Source organism: Desulfoluna sp. HI9BLuna (assembly GCF_056829775.1).
The window spans coordinates 3,556,332-3,574,832 of the sequence record NZ_CP186555.1; the positions used below are offsets into that span (position 1 = coordinate 3,556,332).

The 18,501-nt window shown below is 59.4% G+C and carries 17 protein-coding genes; 7 read left to right on the forward strand and 10 right to left on the reverse strand.

Features of this window, described 5'->3' with window-relative positions; all coding sequences use genetic code 11:
- Nucleotides 1–224: 224 nt before the first annotated feature.
- The gene (locus ACOYW0_RS14395; RefSeq protein ID WP_482414553.1) at nt 225–1,112 is read right to left on the reverse strand and encodes an alpha/beta hydrolase; all 888 of its coding nucleotides are present in this window, start codon (nt 1,110–1,112) and stop codon (nt 225–227) included.
- Between the two features lie 61 nt (nt 1,113–1,173).
- Nucleotides 1,174–1,824 (reverse strand): PAQR family membrane homeostasis protein TrhA, encoded by a 651-nt coding sequence (trhA, locus tag ACOYW0_RS14400; RefSeq protein WP_482414554.1) that lies wholly within the window; start codon nt 1,822–1,824, stop codon nt 1,174–1,176.
- A 598-nt stretch (nt 1,825–2,422) separates the two neighbouring features.
- Between trhA and ACOYW0_RS14405 the strand changes: the two genes are divergently transcribed.
- From ACOYW0_RS14405 to ACOYW0_RS14435, 7 genes are all read left to right on the forward strand, one after another.
- A complete protein-coding gene (locus ACOYW0_RS14405; RefSeq protein WP_482414555.1) occupies nt 2,423–4,051 on the forward strand; it encodes a methyl-accepting chemotaxis protein in 1,629 nt (542 codons plus the stop codon).
- A 196-nt stretch (nt 4,052–4,247) separates the two neighbouring features.
- Nucleotides 4,248–4,538 (forward strand): YciI family protein, encoded by a 291-nt coding sequence (locus tag ACOYW0_RS14410; RefSeq protein WP_482414556.1) that lies wholly within the window; start codon nt 4,248–4,250, stop codon nt 4,536–4,538.
- A gap of 26 nt (nt 4,539–4,564) precedes the next feature.
- A complete protein-coding gene (locus tag ACOYW0_RS14415; RefSeq protein ID WP_482414557.1) occupies nt 4,565–5,113 on the forward strand; it encodes an HD domain-containing protein in 549 nt (182 codons plus the stop codon).
- Between the two features lie 128 nt (nt 5,114–5,241).
- Nucleotides 5,242–5,592 (forward strand): potassium channel family protein, encoded by a 351-nt coding sequence (locus ACOYW0_RS14420; RefSeq protein ID WP_482414558.1) that lies wholly within the window; start codon nt 5,242–5,244, stop codon nt 5,590–5,592.
- A 196-nt stretch (nt 5,593–5,788) separates the two neighbouring features.
- On the forward strand, nt 5,789–6,016 hold the full coding sequence (locus ACOYW0_RS14425; RefSeq protein ID WP_482414559.1) for a hypothetical protein: 228 nt from the start codon (nt 5,789–5,791) through the stop codon (nt 6,014–6,016).
- 136 nt (nt 6,017–6,152) lie between these two features.
- Complete coding sequence (locus tag ACOYW0_RS14430; protein WP_482414560.1) at nt 6,153–7,832, forward strand: methyl-accepting chemotaxis protein; 1,680 nt, start codon at nt 6,153–6,155, stop codon at nt 7,830–7,832.
- Nucleotides 7,833–7,903: 71 nt separating this feature from the next.
- Nucleotides 7,904–9,463: a phage tail sheath C-terminal domain-containing protein gene (locus ACOYW0_RS14435; protein ID WP_482414561.1), complete on the forward strand. Its 1,560-nt coding sequence runs from the start codon at nt 7,904–7,906 to the stop codon at nt 9,461–9,463.
- Between the two features lie 101 nt (nt 9,464–9,564).
- Here ACOYW0_RS14435 and ACOYW0_RS14440 read toward each other — a convergent pair whose 3' ends face one another.
- From ACOYW0_RS14440 to ACOYW0_RS14475, 8 genes are all read right to left on the reverse strand, one after another.
- On the reverse strand, nt 9,565–10,239 hold the full coding sequence (locus ACOYW0_RS14440) for a haloacid dehalogenase type II (protein WP_482414562.1): 675 nt from the start codon (nt 10,237–10,239) through the stop codon (nt 9,565–9,567).
- Between the two features lie 42 nt (nt 10,240–10,281).
- Nucleotides 10,282–10,626, reverse strand: coding sequence for an antibiotic biosynthesis monooxygenase family protein (locus ACOYW0_RS14445; RefSeq protein WP_482414563.1), 345 nt, complete (start codon nt 10,624–10,626; stop codon nt 10,282–10,284).
- A gap of 68 nt (nt 10,627–10,694) precedes the next feature.
- Nucleotides 10,695–11,183 carry a methylated-DNA--[protein]-cysteine S-methyltransferase gene (locus ACOYW0_RS14450; protein ID WP_482414564.1) on the reverse strand — a complete coding sequence of 163 codons (489 nt, stop codon included), beginning with the start codon at nt 11,181–11,183 and terminating at the stop codon, nt 10,695–10,697.
- Entirely contained in the window at nt 11,180–12,637 is a 1,458-nt protein-coding gene (locus ACOYW0_RS14455; RefSeq protein WP_482414565.1) for a DNA-3-methyladenine glycosylase 2 family protein, read from the reverse strand. The genes ACOYW0_RS14450 and ACOYW0_RS14455 overlap by 4 nt, the downstream gene beginning before the upstream one ends.
- 269 nt (nt 12,638–12,906) lie before the next feature.
- The gene (locus ACOYW0_RS14460) at nt 12,907–13,545 is read right to left on the reverse strand and encodes an amino acid ABC transporter permease (protein ID WP_482414566.1); all 639 of its coding nucleotides are present in this window, start codon (nt 13,543–13,545) and stop codon (nt 12,907–12,909) included.
- A 272-nt stretch (nt 13,546–13,817) separates the two neighbouring features.
- Nucleotides 13,818–14,582, reverse strand: a complete 765-nt coding sequence (locus ACOYW0_RS14465; protein WP_482414567.1) for a basic amino acid ABC transporter substrate-binding protein — start codon at nt 14,580–14,582, stop codon at nt 13,818–13,820.
- A 482-nt stretch (nt 14,583–15,064) separates the two neighbouring features.
- The gene (locus ACOYW0_RS14470) at nt 15,065–16,288 is read right to left on the reverse strand and encodes a dicarboxylate/amino acid:cation symporter (protein WP_482414568.1); all 1,224 of its coding nucleotides are present in this window, start codon (nt 16,286–16,288) and stop codon (nt 15,065–15,067) included.
- Between the two features lie 479 nt (nt 16,289–16,767).
- The gene (locus ACOYW0_RS14475) at nt 16,768–18,066 is read right to left on the reverse strand and encodes an L-cysteine desulfidase family protein (protein WP_482414569.1); all 1,299 of its coding nucleotides are present in this window, start codon (nt 18,064–18,066) and stop codon (nt 16,768–16,770) included.
- Nucleotides 18,067–18,501 lie beyond the last annotated feature (435 nt).

Below are 18,501 nucleotides of genomic sequence, written 5' to 3' on the forward strand. Positions count from 1 at the left end.
CTGAGCAGGTGAATGAGACCGGAGTCCGGGATAACAGGTTTATATTAAAGCACGGTTTGAGCGTTTCTGTGAACAGAATACGATGTCTGGGGACACATTTCGGGCGGGGAGACAGCTTTCAAGCTCGTGGAGGGATGGAATGGGGCTTGCCGCCGGATTGACAGGGGGCGGTCATGAAGGGAGGGACCGCAGCCTTTGTTCAGCGGTCCCTCTGGTCTTTCGGGTCAGGGTGTTTCCAGGCTTTTCAGAAAACGTTCCACTTCGTCAAAGAGCTCCGCGGCGATGGGGCCGCGGACGATACCGTGCTGGTGAAAGGGGATCTCCCGGTAGGTTTTGTTTTCGTGGCCGATGCGGGCAAAGAGTTTTCTGCCGCTTTTGTCGCTCACCTTGGGGTCGCCTTTGCCCTGGACGATGAGGGCGGGAGGGCAGAAGTCAGGCAGGCCTTTCCAGACCCTCTTCATCAGGGCTTTCACCTGGACGAGGCCTGCGATGGGGCTCTTCAGGTAGTTGATGTGGGGGTTGTCCGCGTGGTTGGTAACGAACTCCTTGGTGAACCAGGTGAGACCCAGGGCACGGCAAAGTCGGTTCCAGTCGTTTAAGGCCTCCACGCCGGAGACGGAGAGGCTCTTGAATTTTAAGGGGGCACTGACGGAGATGACGGCCTCAAAGGCCTCGGGCTTGAAGAGGGCCTGGGCCAGGGCCAGTCCGGCGCCGGTGGAAAAGCCCGCCACCACGATGCGCGTGCAGCACGTTTCGAGGATGGCGTGGCCTCGGTCCGCGGAGTCCATCCAGTCGTCGCAGGTGCGCCCGGCAAGGTCGGCAGGGGAGGTGCCGTGGCCCGCAAGCCTGGGGGCGTAGACGGTGTACCCGAGCCCGTAAAGGAATTCAGCCCATTGGCGGACCTCTTCCGGGGCGGCCATGAAGCCGTGGAGCAGCAGGATGCCGGTCTGAGCCTCCGGGTGGCGGAGGAAGACCGGGGCGCCGATATGCCGTGGTTTGGATTCGCCTTCCAGGGCAAAGGCGTCGTAGTCGTCGTAAAAGCGGAGCATCTCCGTAAGGGCGAGAGACTCCCATTCCCGGCATGGTACCTGTTCTTTCCGTGGTTCAATCAAAGCGTCTTGTTGTCCAATCTCGTTTTTCAGTGTGCAGTCACATTCGTTGTCCGGGGCCGTGTCATGCCAGGGAGGTTGCATAGACCCGGTAGATCAGGGCGTAGTGGAGGACGCCCCCTAAAAGGACCATGATGTGGAAGAGTTCGTGGAAGCTGAAGATCCCCGGGACAAGCCGGGGTCTTTTGATGGCGTAGATCAGGGCACCGGCCGTAAAGGATGCGCCGCCCGTGAAGAGCAGCACCGTCTGCCCGGCCGAGAGGTTGGCCAGCACCTGTTTGATGGGAAAGACCGCCGACCAGCCCATGGCGCTGTAGATAAGGGCATAAAGGACCCTCGGGGCCCTGGGGAAGAAAAGCTGGGAGATGAGGCCGAAGCCCACCACGCTCCATTGAAAGGCGATCATGACCCAGCGGGTGTTGCCCTCAAGGCAGAAATAGCTGATGGGGGTGTAGGTGCCGGCGATCATGAAGAAAATGGCCAGGCGATCCATTTTTCGCCAGAAGGAGAGCTCGTTCTCCTGTTTTTTAAAGGCGTGGTACAGGGAACTGGCCGAAAAGAGAAAGACCAGGGAGAGGGCGTAGACAAGGGCCGTGATTGTCATGGACGCCGAGTGGCTGGCGATGCGCAAAAGGTAGACCGTCCCCACCAGGGAGGCGATGGCACCTGCCAGGTGTGAATAGAAGTTGAACGATTCCTGTGTTTTGATTCCCATATCGCTTTCCTCGAAAGAATGGATGGGGCGTCGCGTGGTCCGGCCGGGGGACCCCGCGTCCATGGCCTCTGCCTGACCTTGGTATATAGTATGTTACCGGGGGGAAAGACAGGAAAAAATGAGCCCCACGTTGCTCAAGATCACATGGAATTTCAAGGGGCGGGAGGAGCGGCACCGGTGTGTGTCAAAAGGGGTGTGGGACAGATCTGGCTGAAAGGTAGGTGGGTGGGACAGTTTTTTTTGTGTGCCGCAGGCGTTTTGGCATGGAAGGGACCTGTGTTGTGTCTTGCGGCTCGTTTTTTTGGGGGGCGCTGTCCGGTGGGGGTCGGGATAGGCCAGGTTTGGATGAGACTATGGAAACAGATGGTTGTCCTGGGACGTACCCGCACTCTCAGGGGCCCTGGGCCGTCGAACCGTATACTTCGGCTTTTTTTAAGGCGCTTCAGGTGTCGGGCTGGCACAGTTGTTGTTATGTAGTGTGGGCATGCCCCTGGGCCGGAGAGACACTCCGGGATCCCACTGGGCTGGATGTGCCGTGTGTCGCACCGGGTGAGACAGGGCCGGTCATGGGAATTGAGTTGCAGCGGAGTGTGAAGAGATGAGTATCAAGGTCAGGCAGACGCTTTTGATGGTAGGATTTTCGGTGATTGTCGTGTTTATGTTCTGTTCCACCGTGGTGGTGTCCGGCCGCATGAAGGACGACGGCCTGGTCATCAACCTGGCGGGCAGGCAGCGCATGCTGACCCAGAAGATGACCAAGGAGATCCTTCATTACACCGCCTTTCCCGATGCTTCTTCGGCCGCCACCATCCGCAACACGGCCAAGGTCTTCGACCTGACCCTGAAGGCCCTCACCGACTCCGGAAACGCCCCCCTGACCCTGAATCTGAAGACCACGGCTTACCGGCACTGCCCCGCAGCCGGAGGAGAGGTGCGGGATCAACTTAACACGGTATCCGGCCTGTGGAGGACTTTTTACGGACACCTTGAGACCGTTGTTTCGGACGGGGAAGGTGCCGCCGACAGCCTGGCCTGGGTCCAGGCCAACAACCTTTCCCTTCTGGGGGAGATGAACAAGGCTGTGCTTCTGATGCAGAAGGCCTCCGAGAAAAAGCTCTCCCTGCTCTACACCCTCCAGATCGGCGGAGTGGCCGTGGGGCTGCTGGTCATGCTCCTGGGCATCCGCATGACCTTCGGCCTGCTGACCCGCCTTGCCCGGGTGGAGAAGTTCGCCCGCCGCCTTGGCTCCGGTGACTTAAACGCCACCTCCGGCATCGACGGAGGCGATGAACTCGGGCGCATCGGTGGCAGCCTCGACTCCATGGCCGGGGAGATGAAGGCCATGCTCCAGGGAGTGGTGGACAACTCGAAAACCCTGTTTGTCTCCTCTGGTGAGTTGAGCACCCTGTCTGGAAGCATGAACGTGAACCTCTCGTCCATTGTGGGAAAATCCCAGTCCGTGGCAGCCTCCGCAGAGCAGATGAGCGGCAACATGAACACCGTGGCAGCCGCCATTGAAGAGGCCTCCACCAACGTGGGCATTGTGGCCGAGTCCGCCGAGCAGATGATGGAGACCATCGGGGAGATCGCCGGGAGTACGGGCAAGGCCACGGAAATCACCGCTCAGGCCGTGGACCAGGCCGAGTCCTCGGCCACCCGCATCGCCTCTCTGGGCGAGGCGGCAAGGGAAATCGGTCACGTCACCGAGGCCATCACCGAGATCTCCGAGCAGACCAACCTGCTGGCCCTGAACGCCACCATCGAGGCGGCGCGGGCCGGTGACGCGGGCCGGGGTTTTGCCGTGGTGGCCAACGAGATCAAGGAGCTGGCCCGTCAGACCGCCGAGGCCACAGGTGATATCCGTACCCAGGTCAGCATGATCCAGGACGCCACCCGGGACGCGGTCAGCGAGGTGACGGGCATCAACGAGGTGGTCCACGGCATCAACGAGGTGGTGGGGGGGATCTCCGCCGCCGTGGAAGAGCAGTCCGTCACCACCCGCGAGATTTCCGAGAACATCGGGCAGGCTTCCCTGGGGATTCAGGAGGTGGCGGCCAACATCGCGGACACCTCTGTTGCCGTGGGCAGCGTGGCCCATGACATCACCGAGCTGAACCGGGAGACCACAGGCCTCGGCGAGGGCAGCTCCAAGGTGGCCTCGGAGGCCTTCACCCTCAACGGCCTCTCCGAAGAGCTGGAGACTGCTGTGGGGCAGTTTCGCCTGTAGTGTCTCCGTGTGAAGTGGGGCTCGCCCGGTCGGGGAGCCCCGGTGCTTGAGCAAGGAAATCCTTGAAGCTTTTCCGTGGCTGTGGTTCCCTTGGGCCGTTGTGATCCATGGGCCCTTGGGGGCGCTTCGGATCAAAGGGGCTGCGGATCCAGGCCCTCCCCATTGCATGACTCGATCAAGATGAAAAGGACGACGCATGTATATTGTTTCCCTGACCTATGTATGCGAAATGGATAAAGTGGACGCGAACCTTGAGGCCCATGTCGTTTACCTGAAGGAGCAGTACGAAAAAGGACATTTTATCGCCTCCGGTCGCAAGGTGCCCCGCACCGGTGGGGTGATCCTTGCGGACATGCCTACCAGGGAGGCCCTGGACGCGGTGCTGGCCGAAGACCCCTTTTGCAAAGAGGGCGTGGCGCGATATGATGTGACGGAGTTTGTCCCCTCCATGGCGGGCAGCGGCTTTGAGTGCCTCTTGCCGAATTAACCGGTTTTTTTTGAAGGATCTTACCCATGACTGTTTGGAATCAGGACCTTGTCCTTGCCGCCTGGAATTTTGCCTCCAGGGCTCACAACGGGCAGACCATGCCCGGTACCGAGATCGCGTACATCAATCATGTCGGAACCGTCTCCATGGAGGTGATGGCCGCCATCACAGAGGACCCCGCCTGCACCGAAAAGCCGGATCTTGCCGTGCTTTGCGCCCTGCTGCACGACACCCTGGAAGACACGGAGACCTCCTTTGAGACCGTGGCCGAGGGTTTCGGGCTTGAGGTGGCCCGAGGGGTAAAGGCTCTTTCCAAGGACAAAACCCTTGGCAGCAAGCAGGAGCAGATGGCCGACAGCCTCGCCCGCATTCGGCAGCAGCCCGAAGAGGTCTGGATGGTCAAGCTCGCCGACCGCATCACCAACCTCCAGCCGCCGCCTGCCCACTGGGATCGGGAGAAGATCACAGCCTACCGGCAGGAGGCCGAAATGATCCTTGAGACCCTGGGGGCGGCCAACGTCACCCTGGCCGAGAGACTCCGGCTCAAGATCGAGAACTACCTGCGATACAGCTGAGCCCCACCTGCCTTGCTGTGGTGGAGATGCCCGGTTGTTTTTGGGGTTGATCAATGATTACATCTTTCGTATGACATCTCATACGGAAGATCCACCTGGCCGATAACCCCCACCGAAGGTTCCTGATTATGGGCTTTACCCTGACGTTCATTCGGTTTCTGCTGTGGGCCCTGTACTTTGCAGCCCCCCTGATGGTGTTCTTGCTCCTTGTGATCGTGATGCTGGGGCAGTGGGTGGGCCGCCTTGAAAAATGGGGCCGGTTCGACACCCTCTACTGGACATTTATCACGGCCACAACCGTGGGATACGGGGACATGCGTCCCAGTCGGAAGGGGTCCAGGGCCCTTTCCGTCCTCATTGCCCTGACGGGGATAACCTTTACAGGGATCCTCGTGGCCCTGGCCCTTCATTCCGCCACCCTTGCCTTTGGAGAGCACGTGGACATGGGGATGGTCAAGGAGATCAAAGAGCAGATTTAGCGCCTCTGCTGCTTTTTTGGCTGAGCCGGCCGGTCATGCGCTGACGCTCCCCGGATGGCGTGACCCCATTCTCCCTGCCCCTTTACTCACTGTTCCCCGTTTCAGTCCCCTTTTTTCCGACCCCCCGGACAGTTCATGAGAAAATAACCCTGCCAAAGTGATGTGAGGTTATGTTTCCCGACCTCTGCGGGGAAGAGTGGGTATTACTGAAAGAGCAACCCCAACTCACGGTTTTCTGCTCGATTTGCCAACCCTCCTCGCCTTGCCTGCCGCACGCCCTTTCTCTGATTGGGTCGTGCGGTTTTTTATTGCAAAAAAAATGAAAGAAATATTCAAGGCGGTTTTTGTTTTGTCGATGGATGAGGGGATAGTATTTCTCATTTTCGTGGGCTGTGAACCCAGGCGTGTGTTTGCATGGAACTGACGAGAGATACTCCTTGTCGCGTGGACGGCGGGGTTGATTTATTTATCGGGGCCGTTCATCAGGCAGTCCGTTCAAAGCGGCTGCATGATGGCTTTTATGGCCCACCCTTTGTGATCCTTTATGAGGAAAGATAGAGATGGCGTTTAAACTCAATGATGTGTCGGTGCGGGTGAAGCTTTTTGCAGGCTTCGGGATTGTGTGGGTGCTGTTTGCCATTTCGGGCTTGTGTATCACACGGTTCACCCAGGCGACGGTGGAGGAATTGGCATCTGCAGAAGGGGAAGTTCTTCCCCACACCTTTAATTTCATCGAAACCAAGCGGGATATCGAGCAGATTCAGGGCTGGCTCACGGACATCTCTGCCACCCGGGCAGCCAAAGGATACGATGACGGATACGATGAGGCCAAAACCTACTACGACGACGCAGTCAAGCGTATCGCCTTTGCCATTGATGAGCACAAAAAGTACGGCGAAGCCGAGACCGTGGCCCTGTTAAAGGCGATGCGGGTGAGCCTGGACCGGTATTACGCCATGGGACGCTCCATGGCCCAGGCCTATATCGACGGGGGGCCGGAGCAGGGCAATCCCATGATGGAAAAGTTTGACCCCTTTGCCGAAGAGCTCACGGGGATGATCGACAAACTCGTGGCCCAGCATGTGGAAGAGCTGGACCATTCCCTGACAACCATGAGGGAGCACAGTGCCCTCACGGCCCGTACCGTATGGGTCTCCATGGGGGTTGTGCTGGTGATGTGCGTGGGGGTTGCCCTTCTCATTGCCGGTCCCATCGTCTCATCACTGTCACAGGCCGCGGCGTTTGCAGACAAGATGGCCCAGGGGGACCTGCGGCAGACCCTGGACATCCGGGGCAAAGATGAGATCGGGGTTCTGGTGGCGTCCCTTAACAGCATGTCGGCCAATCTCAAATCCATGTTCGGCGACGTCAGCACCGGGGTGGGGATGCTGATGTCTTCCTCGTCGGAGCTGTCTGCCGTTTCGGAACAGATTACATCGAACTCGGACCATACCGCGGAAGCCTCCGGCACGGTCTCAACGGCAGCCGATGAGATGACCGACAACATGAACGAGGTATCCGCGTCCACGGAGCAGACCACCGTGAGCATCCAGATGATCGCCGCTGCCTCTGAGGAGATGACGGCAACCATTGAGGAGATTGCCGGAAATACGGCAAAGGGAAGCGAGATCACCCGGGGGGCCGTGGACGAGGCCCGCATGGTGTCGGAAAAAGTGACGGAGCTGGGAAGCGCTGCAAAGGAGATCAACCAGGTGACGGAAACCATCTCTGAGATTTCTGAGCAGACGAACCTGCTTGCCCTCAACGCCACCATCGAGGCGGCACGGGCCGGCGAGGCCGGAAAAGGGTTTGCGGTGGTTGCCGAAGAGATCAAGGCCCTTGCCCGGCAGACGGCGGATGCCACCGGGGAGATCAGGGGAAAGATCTCCGGGATCCAGACCGTGACGTCAGAGTCCGTAGACGCCATCGAATCCATTGTCACGGTGATTCACGATATCAATCAGGTGGTGACCACTGTGGCTGCCTCCATTGAAGAGCAGTCCGCCACCACCCGTGAAATTTCGCAGAGCGCTGCCCAGGCTGCTTCCGGCGGCCAGGCCGTAAGTGAGAACGTGGGACAGGCCTCGGCCGCTGCCGAAGGCGTGGCCCAAAGCATCTCGGAGGTGAGCCGGGCGGCCCGGGAGATGAATGAGGGGAGCCTTCAGATCCGCACCAAGGCCCGGGAACTCTCCGGCCTGGCCGATCAGTTGAGTGGCCTTGTGGGGCGGTTTACCCTGTGATGAGTCGCGGGGCGCGGTGAGCCGTGCCTTGCGTGATGATACGGAATGGATACATAGATAAGGGCTTGCGCATGGCGCGGGTTGGTTGGCGCAGGGCCTTGATGGGGGGGATGATGATGAAGGGGCGTTCACGCGTCATGGGGCTGGCATGTGCCCTGGTTTTCTTGTCTTTTGTCTGTGCATGGGCCGAAGGGCTTCCCGGGTCGGTGACGGCGGTGCCCACGGCCGTGCCGATTTTTATCGGGCACACGGGAAAAATGCCTGAAAATGTGATGGAACCGGTTTCGGTGAGTAACATGGCCGAGTACGTGGCCTTGTTCGGTGGTGCGCCGGTCCTCGGCTTTTCCCTTGAGGAAAAGGGGGCGGGCTCACCCGATGCCTCGGATGTGGTTCTAAATGGCAAATCCTTTTCCCTGACCCAGAGCTCCGAGCGCTACATCCTGTACCGCAGCCTGGAACTCTTTTTCCAGAACGGGGGCGGACCCTGCAGCATCGTGTCCGTGGGGGACTACAGAGATGCCGTGGAAACCGAGGGCTTGGTCCGGGGGATTGGTGCCCTGTCGGGGGAGGATGGGCCCACCCTGGTGGTGATCCCCGAGGCCGTGCTTCTGGATGGGGCAGGGTGCAGCGCCGTGCAGCAGGCCGCCCTGCGGCGGTGCGCAGAGCCGGGTCGCAGCCGGTTTGCCATCCTGGATGTCCGGGGAGGAGACCGGCCTTCACCAAACTCTTCTGCGGATTGCATCAAGGTGTTTCGGGACGGCATCGGCTCTGCGGACCTGGGCCTCGGAGCAGCCTATTACCCATGGCTGAACACCACGGTGGTGCAGGAACGGGACCTGGGGTTTGAAAACCTTACCCCCCTTTCGCTTCTCCAGCGGCTTCTGACCGAGGAGCTTTCCCAAGGCCGGGGGGAGGCCCCCGCCGCCGAGTCAGGCGCCATGGCGTCTGTCATCAGTAAGATGACCTCTCCCTTACTCACCCACGCGGAAAAAACCGGCATCAACAATGCCCTGGTGGCAGAAAGCCCGCTTTTCAACACCCTGCTCAAAGCCATGAAGGAGCGTGCCAACCTGCTGCCGCCGTCGGGCGCCGTTGCCGGTGCCTACGCCATGACGGACAATTCACGTGGCGTCTGGCAGGCCCCTGCCAACATCAGCCTGAACAGCGTCTGCAGCCCGGCTGTCACCGTTTCCGGTGATCGCCAGGAGTTCCTTGCCATTCCCCCGGATGGCCTGTCTGTCAATGCCATCCGCGCCTTTCCCGGTGAAGGGACCCTGATCTGGGGAGCCCGGACCCTGGACGGCAACAGCCCGGACTGGCGCTATGTGAACGTGCGGCGGACGGTGATGATGATTGAGGCCTCCATCACGGAAGCCCTCAAGGGATGCGCCTCAAAACCCAACACACCGGCGACCTGGGGGAAGGTGACGCCCCTGATCAGGCATTTTCTCATGGACCTCTGGAAAGAGGGGGGGCTGGCCGGGGCGGACCCGGACGATGCCTTTAACATCACCGTGGGCGCAAGCGACGTGGATGCCGGAATGATGCGGGTGGTGGTGAACGTTGCCGTATCGCGACCAGGGCAATTCATTCCCATCACCATGGACGTGCGTACCGGGGCCTCGGAGTAGAGACAAAATCTCCGGTCACACAGACGCGGTTGACTGATGACGGGGGTTTTTCCCGACGGCTTGCGAGCGCCCCATGGGAATGGGGCCTCTATCCTGTGGGGTTAAGGCGTACTGAGGGCGTCGCGAAGTTCGGTTAAATCATGGATGGTGGCCGATGGCTCAATGCCCCAGGGATCAAAGGGGGCTTCTTTGGATCGGTTGACCCAGGCAGCGCGCATGCCGGCTGAAAGGGCACCGATCACATCAAAGGGATTGCTTGAAATGAGCCAGGCTTCGTGCCTTGCGGCTCCGGATTTTCTCAGGAAGTGGGCATAGACACCGGGGTTGGGTTTGAACGATTTGATCTCATCGACGCTTACAATGCCATGGAAAGCATCCCGGATTCCCGAAGCGTTCAAGAGGGTTTCCACCGCGTCTGCGGTGCCGTTGGAAAAGGCAAAGAGGTTGCAATCCGTTGCCTTCAGACGGGCAAGCCCTTCACGAACATCCGGAAAGGCGGGGAGGGTGCGATAGATTTCCAGGAGGCCTTTTTTTTGCTCGCTGTTGAACGGTATTCCATGGACGGTGCAGGTGTAGTCCAGTGCCTGGGCGGTGCATACGGAAAACGGAGCATAGTGCTGCATTAACCCCCGCCTGAACGAATATTCCAGCTGTTTTTCGCGCCAGGTACGGGAAAAAGCCGCAGCCTTTTCCCCGATGAGTTCTTTGAGGTGCTCAACCACACCGTGGGTGTCGATGAGGGTGCCGTATACGTCAAAGGCGAGGGTGATGGTCATGGTGTGGTTCCTTTGCTGGCCATAGATCAGGGTGCTCGCTGTTTAAAGAAGGGCGCTGTTGGAGTCCGCAGGGGCTTGGCCCCGCTTGTCGTGGGTGTAGTCCCGCACCACGTTGGCCACGCGGATGCGGTAGGAGGTGAAAAGGGAGGCCTTGCCGGTTCTCTGTGCGGTCCGGTGGTCCAGCATGGTGCGCCATGCCTCGATGGCGGCCTCGGATTCCCAGAAGGAGAGGCTAAGCAATTTTCCCTCCTCGTTGAGGCTGGCGAACCGTTCAATGGAGATAAAGCCTGGTCGGCTCTCGAGGAAGCCCCGGATTTCCGCGGCGATTTTCAGGTACTCGGCTTTGCCTTCGGCCTTGGGGGTCACTTCAAAGATGACGGCATACATGGTGGTGTGTCCTTATTTGTTACTGATGCATTCATAAAAGCCTCCGGCGTCCTGCCGGGGGCTCTTCGTTACGTTGGGTCCTTCTCTTTTTCCAGCCGGATGAGCTGCTCCTTGATGGTCAGGCCATGGGCAAAGCCCGTGAGCTTGCCGCCTGCCCCCACCACCCGGTGGCAGGGCACGATAAGGGGGATGGGGTTCTTGCTGTTGGCCATGCCCACGGCACGGCAGGCCTTTTCGTTGCCCAGTTTTTTTGCAATGTCTCCGTAGGTCCTGAGCTCTCCGAAGGGAATGGCCGTGAGTGCCTTCCATACTTGTTTCTGGAACTCCGTTCCCAAGGGGTTGAGCTTCAGGTCAAAGTGATCCCTTTTTCCTTCCATGTACTCCCGCACCTGCCCCACGGCGTCGTCAAAGAAGGCGTCGTTTCGAACCCACTCCGGTGAGATCTCAAAGACCCGTTTGCCTTCCCCTGTGCAGAGGTGAAGATGGGAGATGCCTCGCTCATCCCCTGCGATGATCACCTCGCAGAGGGGGGCCTGGAATTGTGTGTAATAGGTCATGCCTCGTCTCCTTTGTCCATATGCCACAGGCACAGGGTTGCATAGCTCCGGTAGGGGCGCCACGCTTCGGCCATGGCCTGGATTGCTTTTTTGGTCGGTTTTTCGTCCCGGGTCAGGGCCTTGATGACCCCTAGGTCCGTGGCCGGAAAGCAGTCTTTCATACCCAGGCCCCGCATGGCCACGTAGTGAACGGTCCAGTCGCCGATGCCTTTCAGGCTGGAAAAGTCCCGGTGAAAGGCGTCAAAGGGTTGGTTGGGGGTGAGCTTGACAGCCTCGTCCAGAACGGCCCGCATCGCGGTCTGCAAGGTAGCCTGGCGGGTCTGGGTGAGGCCGATGCCGGAAAGATCGAGGCTAACGAGCTCTTCGGCATCGGGAAAGTAGCGGTCCAGGCCGTCCGGGTACTCAGGGCCGGTGTTTTGTTCCGCTTTTTCAGCGATGCGTCCGGCCAGGGTGGTGGCGGCCTTTACCGTGATCTGCTGGCCGAGGATGGCGCGGACAACAAACTCAAAGGGATCAAAGGCCACGGGCAGGCGGGGCACGTGGCCGTTTGTCATGCCGCGGGACAGGGTGGTGTCCGCTGCAAGGAGGTGGTTGATCCGGGAAAAGTCGGTGTCCAGGTCGAACATCCTGCGGACGCGGTTGTGGATCTCCATGCAGCAGCGGATGTCGTCACAGGCGATGTGAAGCGCAAGGGCCGAGGTCTCCGGGGCATCGGTGACCGTGACGTGTCCTCGGGCTGAGCCCACTCGAAAGGTGCGGCTGTAGCTTGTTTCGGTGACCACCTCCACCCCCCGGATGGCCCGCGGGGCCAGAAAGGAGAGGATTTGCTTGAAATCAAAGGGCTGCCGGTAGGGGAGCTTCAGCAGGGTGTCGGCGCCGGGATTTTCTTCCCCGGGTCCCTCTTCCCGGCGCAGCTGCGTGGGTGTTTTCCCAAAGGTCTTTTTAAACACCTCGTTGAACTGGCGAATGGAGCCGAAGCCTGAGGCATAGGCGATGTCCGTGATGCTTTGGCGGGAGTAGACCAGGAGTTTCTTGGCGAACAGAGCCTTGTGGTACCTGGCCACGGCCCCGGGCCGGGCACCCAGGTTGTCCTGGAAGAGTTGCCGCAGGTGGCGATCCGACACCCCCACCTCGGCCGCCAGATCTTCGAGGCCGTGGTCGTGGAGAAACCCGCCGTAGATTTTTTCCAGGGCCTCTTTCACCAGGAATGTTCCCCGGATGTTTCCGCTGGTGTACTCCGTTTCAAGGTCCGGCCTGCACCGGTAGCAGGGCCGGAACCCTTCTTTCAACGCTTCAAAGAGTGTCTTGAAGTAGCGGACGTTCTCCTCTTTGGCCACAGGAGACGGGCACGAAGGCCTGCAGAAGATCCCCGTGGTTTTCACCCCGAAGAAGAACCTGCCGTCGTAGTTCCTGTCCTTGGCTATTCTGGCCTGGCTGTATTCGTGCTGTATCATGGTCTCTTTGCCCCAAAAGGTGGTGCGGCGTGCCGCAGGAGACCACGGGGGATGATCCGAAAAAAAACGACCCGTGACCTCTTTCCTGTATGGATAACGTTCCTGCCGGAATCCTGGCAAGCGGTTTTCGGAGATGGCATTTTTTTGATGGGCAGGGGAGGTGCGGTGTGTTGGGCGCTGCCGCTCCGCCGGGCCGTCATGACCGTGGGCGGAGCAGCGAAAGCCGCTGTGGGGGGCCTTTCTTCGCAGAAAAACGGGAAGGCGAGGTGCTACTTGTCCATGACGCCGAGTTTTCTCTCCAGGGCGGCCAGGGCCTGGGAGATGATGAAGGTCAAAAAGAGGTAGACCACACCGGCGCCGAAGAGGAACTGGACGTAGTCGTAGTACCGGGCGCCCATGACCTTGGCCGAGTACATCAGCTCACCGGCCCCGATGACGGAGACCAGGGAGGAGTCCTTTAAAAGGACGATGAACTCGTTGCACAACGGGGGAATGATTTTGCGAAAGGCCTGGGGCAGGATGACGTCCCACATGGCCCGGCCGTGGGGCATGCCCAGTGAGCGGGCGGCTTCCATCTGGCCGCTGGGAACGGCCTGGATGCCCGCGCGGACGATCTCCGCCACGTAGGCGCCTGAGTTGATGCCCAGGGCCGTGATGCCCGCCTTGATGGGCGAAAACATGATGGGGTCCCCGGTGATGGCCAGGTAGAGCTGGGGCAGACCGAAGTAGATGAAAAAGATCTGCAGCAGCATGGGGGTGCCGCGCAGGACGTAGACATAGACACCTGACACGGCTCGGATCAGGCGGTTTCTGGAGATGCGGCCCATGCCGGCAAGGGAGCCGAGGATGATGCCGATGATCAGGGCACCGGAGGTCAGCTGAATGGTGACCGCGGCTCCTTTAAGCAAAAATAACTTGTGCTGCCAAACCAGCGCAAAATCGATCACTGTGATGATCCTTCTATGGGGTTGCCGCCGGCGGGCCTGCCGGGGGGCAAACGGTTTTTGAACAGACCCGTTGAGGCGCGGGGGCGGCATGGAAAACCGCATGGTTTTCCAGGGGGCCTTACGTGATCATGGTCGCGGTCTGTTGTGGTGCATGCTGTGAAGGACAACACCCCAACCGGTTTTCCGGCTGGGGTGGCGTCGTTTTACAATCAAAGCTGAGGGCCTTCGATCCTCTATACGCCCCACTTCTTGCGGAGCTTGGCGATGGTGCCGTCGGCTTCGAGCTTTTCGATGGCCTTGTTGAGGGCGTCCAGGAGCTCAGGGGAGTTCTTGCGCACGATGGCGGCGGTCTCTTCGTAGCTCAGGGGCTTTTCAAAGACGGTGAACTCGGGCTTCTTGGCGTAGTTTTCGGCAATGGCCACGTCCAGGACAGCGCCCTGAACCACGCCGTTTTTCATCATCATCACTGCGATGTTGGCGTCGTCCACGATCTGGGCGTCGCAGCCCTTGATCTTCTTGGCCGCTTCGGCGCTGGTGGAGCCGATCTGGGCGGCAACACGCTTGCCCACCAGGTCTTCTTCGGTTTTCACGGGGGAGTCTGCCTTGGTGAGAACCGTGGAGCCGTTTTTGTAGTAGGGGATGGTGAAGTCAACGCTCTGCTTACGCTCTTCGGTGACGGAGAAGCTGGACATACCCAGGTTCACCTGCCCGTTTTTCACGGCAATGATGATGGAGTCAAAGCCCATGGCCTGGAACTTGGTTTTAAGGCCCAGCTCGGCGGCAACGGCGTCGATGAGGTCGATGTCAAAACCCACGATTTTGTTGGTGGCGGGGTCCACGCTTTCAAAGGGGGGGTAGTCGGGGCTGGTGCCGATGGTGAGAACGCCGGATTTTTTGATCTTTGCCCAGTTCTTGTCCGCGGCGGATGCCGTGGAAACCATTGCCATGCAAACCCCTGCCATGACCATGACGGTCAGCAGTTTTTTCAATCGTGCCATGTTCGTCTTCCTCCTGGTTATCATATGGAGACGGCTCCCAAGCCAGCGGCTGCCCTCCTCCCGGTGAGCCGGGCCTTCGGCAAAGGGCCTTGATGCGGGGCCCTTGATCTGTCGCGTGGTTGATGAGAAGCGACATCCCCTGTTTGATGGATCCGTCCAGTCAAATCAAAATTTTATTTAGTATGACTGAAGGGCTCGGATGTCAAGACGAAACCGGTAACAGGTCAGGGCCAACGCATTTAAAAACTCCGTTGCCTCCGGCGGGTCGCTTTTTGGAAAAAGCTCCGCAAAAACGTTCCGGTAATCAAGATTAAAGAAGGAGAGGGGCTATGCTCTGCAGGCACGAATCCTCAAAAAACAAAACCTGTTTGCTGAATTTTTCAAAAGGTTGGCCCCCGGCGGGGCCGCCGGGGGCTGTTCATTGGGCTGAATCGTTCCTTTAGTGTTGCCCCCGGCAGCTTGGCCGGAGGCAACCCGTGGGGCTATTTGAGTTCGGTGCTGAGTTCTGCTTCGCAGGCGTGCTCCTGCTGGAGCTCGCCGTTGCGGTTGAACAGGCCTTCGAGCATCAGGGTGAGGGCACCGTCACCGGTGACGTTGCAGGCGGTGCCGAAGCTGTCCTGGAGGGCAAAGACCGCCACCAGAAGGGCCACGCCCGCGGGGTCGAACTGGAGGACCCCCACCACGATACCCAGGGAGGCCATGACGGTTCCTCCGGGAACGCCGGGGGCGCCGATGGCAAAGATGCCGAAGAGAAGGATGAACAGGGCCATGACGCTGACGGAGGGCAGGTGGCCGTAGAGCATCATGGAGATGGTCATGGCAAAAAAGGTTTCGGTGAGCACGGAGCCGCACAGGTGAATGGTGGCACCCATGGGGACCATGAACTCCACGGTGTCCTTGCTGAGCGCGCTGGACTTGGAGGCGCAGGAGAGGGACACGGGAAGGGTGGCGGCGCTGGACATGGTGCCCACGGCCGTGAGGTAGGCAGGGGAGTAGTGCTTGACCACCTCAATGGGGTTCTTGCCGGAGATCATGCCCGCAATGAGGTAGAGGATGGTGAGCCATACAAACTGCCCCACCAGCACGATGGCGATGACCTTCAGGAAGACCGGAAGCTGCCTGGTGAGGCTGCCTTCGTAGGCAAGGCAGGCAAAGGTGGCGGCAATAAAGATCGGGAGAATGGGGATGACCACGCGATGGACAACCTGCATCATGATCTCTTCAAATTCGTTCATGAGCTTGGCAAAGGTCTCGGCCTTGGTCCAGATGGTGGCACTGCCCAGCATGATGGCGGTGACCAGGGCGGTCATCACCGACATGACAGGGGGGATGTTGAGCTGGAATACCACTTCGGGAAGTTCCCGGAGTCCCTCCACGCTGGTGGCGATGGAGAGGTGCGGGATGATGAGATAGCCCGCCATGGCAGCCATGGTGGCCGCTCCGGCTGCGGAGAGGTAGGCCAGCAGGACCCCTGTGCCGAGCATTTTGTTGGCGTTGCTTCCGAGCTTGACGATGGACGGCGCAATGAACGCGATGATGATCAGCGGGACCGTGTAGTAGATCAGCTGCCCGATGACGTATTTGATGGTGGTGACAACCTCGATGACGGCCTCGTTTGCCACAAGGCCGATGATGATACCGGCGGCGATCCCGCCGATGAGCTTGATAATCAGAGCAAATTCTCCAAACCTGTTTTCCAATGACATCCTATCATCCCTCCTGGTTGAACATATTGGGCCCGGGCAAAAAAGCCGCTTGCGTGCGGGCGTTCCGGGGTGTCTCAACGGTGAAACGATTCCCAGGCGAGCCCATGTCGGCTGCAGTGTCTCCAACCTGCCTGCCGCCGAGCGCCGTGCTTTTTATGCCGAAACCTTTATTTTTTTGGGGGACGGCTCCCAGGCCATGGGCCCGAAGTGCGCCTGCCCTCCGTTTTTTACACGTGTTTGTCAACTCCCTTGCATATGGGGTCCCCGGCCGGGGGGCCGGGGGGCTTTGCGTTGGCCAGGGTGACCATATAGCGCGATTCCGGCCATGTCCCGTGAAAAAACGGGGACCGGTAAAAATAGTTTTTACGTTGCGTGAAAGGGAACGCGGGCCGGATGGATGGTCGCCGTGACCGGGGAGGGAAGAGCTCCCTTTGTGGGGTTGCTTTTCCCCCGTTTTTATCAGGCACCGGTTCCCTTATTTACCCCACCTTTTTGTACTGCCTTTCCATGATATCGAGGATGGAGTTGTTGGCACCGGCCAGGCCTGTGTTGCACAGGTATCCGAGGTTTTCAAAGAGCTGGCGGAAGCTGAAGGCCAGGATGCCGTTGTCCTCATGGACAGCGACCCCTTTCTGGGCCAGAAGGGCTGCCTTGACGGCCCAGCTGGCTGAAAGGGCCAGCTTGTAGGCGCATCCCTCTTTGCCGCCGTCGCAGATCAGGCCCGTGATGCTGCCCACCATGTTGAGCATGCTCTTGAAGATCTGGGCTTCACTGCCGCCCATCATGTAAGAGACCCCGGCACAGGCCCCGATGCCCGCGGCCACACCGCATCCGCACATGGCCGACAGGGTGCCGGTAAAGGACTTGATATAGACGGTGATGAGGTTGCTGAAGGCCAGGGCCCGGAGCATGGCTTCCGGGGATGCCTCGGTGGCTTCGGCCACCCCGGCAATGGTCAGGAACACGGTGATGCCGTGGTTGCCGCTTCCCGCACTGCTCATGGCAGGCAGGGTGGAGCCGGACATGCGGGCTTCCGAGGCTGCTGCGCAGAGCATCTCCGCCTTGGTGACCATCTGGTCGTTCAGGATCCCTTCCTCCACGATTTTCTTGTATGCCTGGCCGATGCCTCCCTCATAGGAGAGCCCCTCTTTGGCCAGCATCATGTTCTTGTCCACCCCTTCCTGGAGAAAACGGATCTCATCCAGGGGCACGGTGTTGGAAAAATCCAGAAGGTCTTTGAGGTCGTATGCCTGGATCAGCTTTTTGTGGGCCTGCTCATCCACGGCGCCGGGCTCTTCATGGGAGAGGTTGATCCCTTCTTCCACCTTGACGATGTTGTTGTGGCGGTCCACGGCCATGACCTTGATCTGCCTGCCGTCGGTGAGGGTGACAAAGATCTCCACGAAGAGCCTGCTGCAATTGCCCTTGATGCAGACGGAGATCAGCTCTTTTCCCACCAGGGCTTCGGCCTTTTGGTTTTGCTCCGGGGCGATGGTCTCCAGGACCCGCAACTCTTTGTCGGGGGTTGCGATGGCAAGGCCCAGGGCCGCGGCGATTTCCAACCCGCGCTTTTTGATGCCCGGGATGCCTACGCGAAGGCCGTTTTTGAACAGGGCGGCATCCACGCAGACCTCAACGGACTTGATCATGGAGAGGTCCTTGATTTTAGCCCCCGCCACAGAGGCTGCGTATGCCACGGCAATGGGCTCGGTGCACCCTGTTGCCGGGACAACTTCCCGCTTTAAGATTCCAACCAGCTCGGAATAATCGGTGGCCATGGTCTGACTCCTTTCTATGGTTCGTACGTGTCGTACTTGATCGTTCACGGTTTTTTGTTTTCGTCCCATGACTAAGCGCAAGGAGCATGCCATGTTTGAAAAAAGCGAAACGGTCTCGTTGGTTTCTTGATGATTTGCACGGGGTAGGGAATGGTAAGTGTTTGTCAAAAAAACGGATTTGCAAGGGGTGGTGAAGGGGGGCGGCACGCCGTACGTTCAGGCACCACAGGAAGGATACACACAGGTCAGTTTCACATCTGATACAAAAATCTGTGTCAGATATGGAACTGTGCCGGTATTGAAACAAAAACAGATCGGTTCACCCCCGCTGCCCCTGACCGTCGGCATGAGAAGAGGTGCTTGCCGAGGGACATCCTGCCCCACAGCGCTTGTTCAGACCGATTTCACTGGTGGAGGCAGAGCCTCCGAGCATCA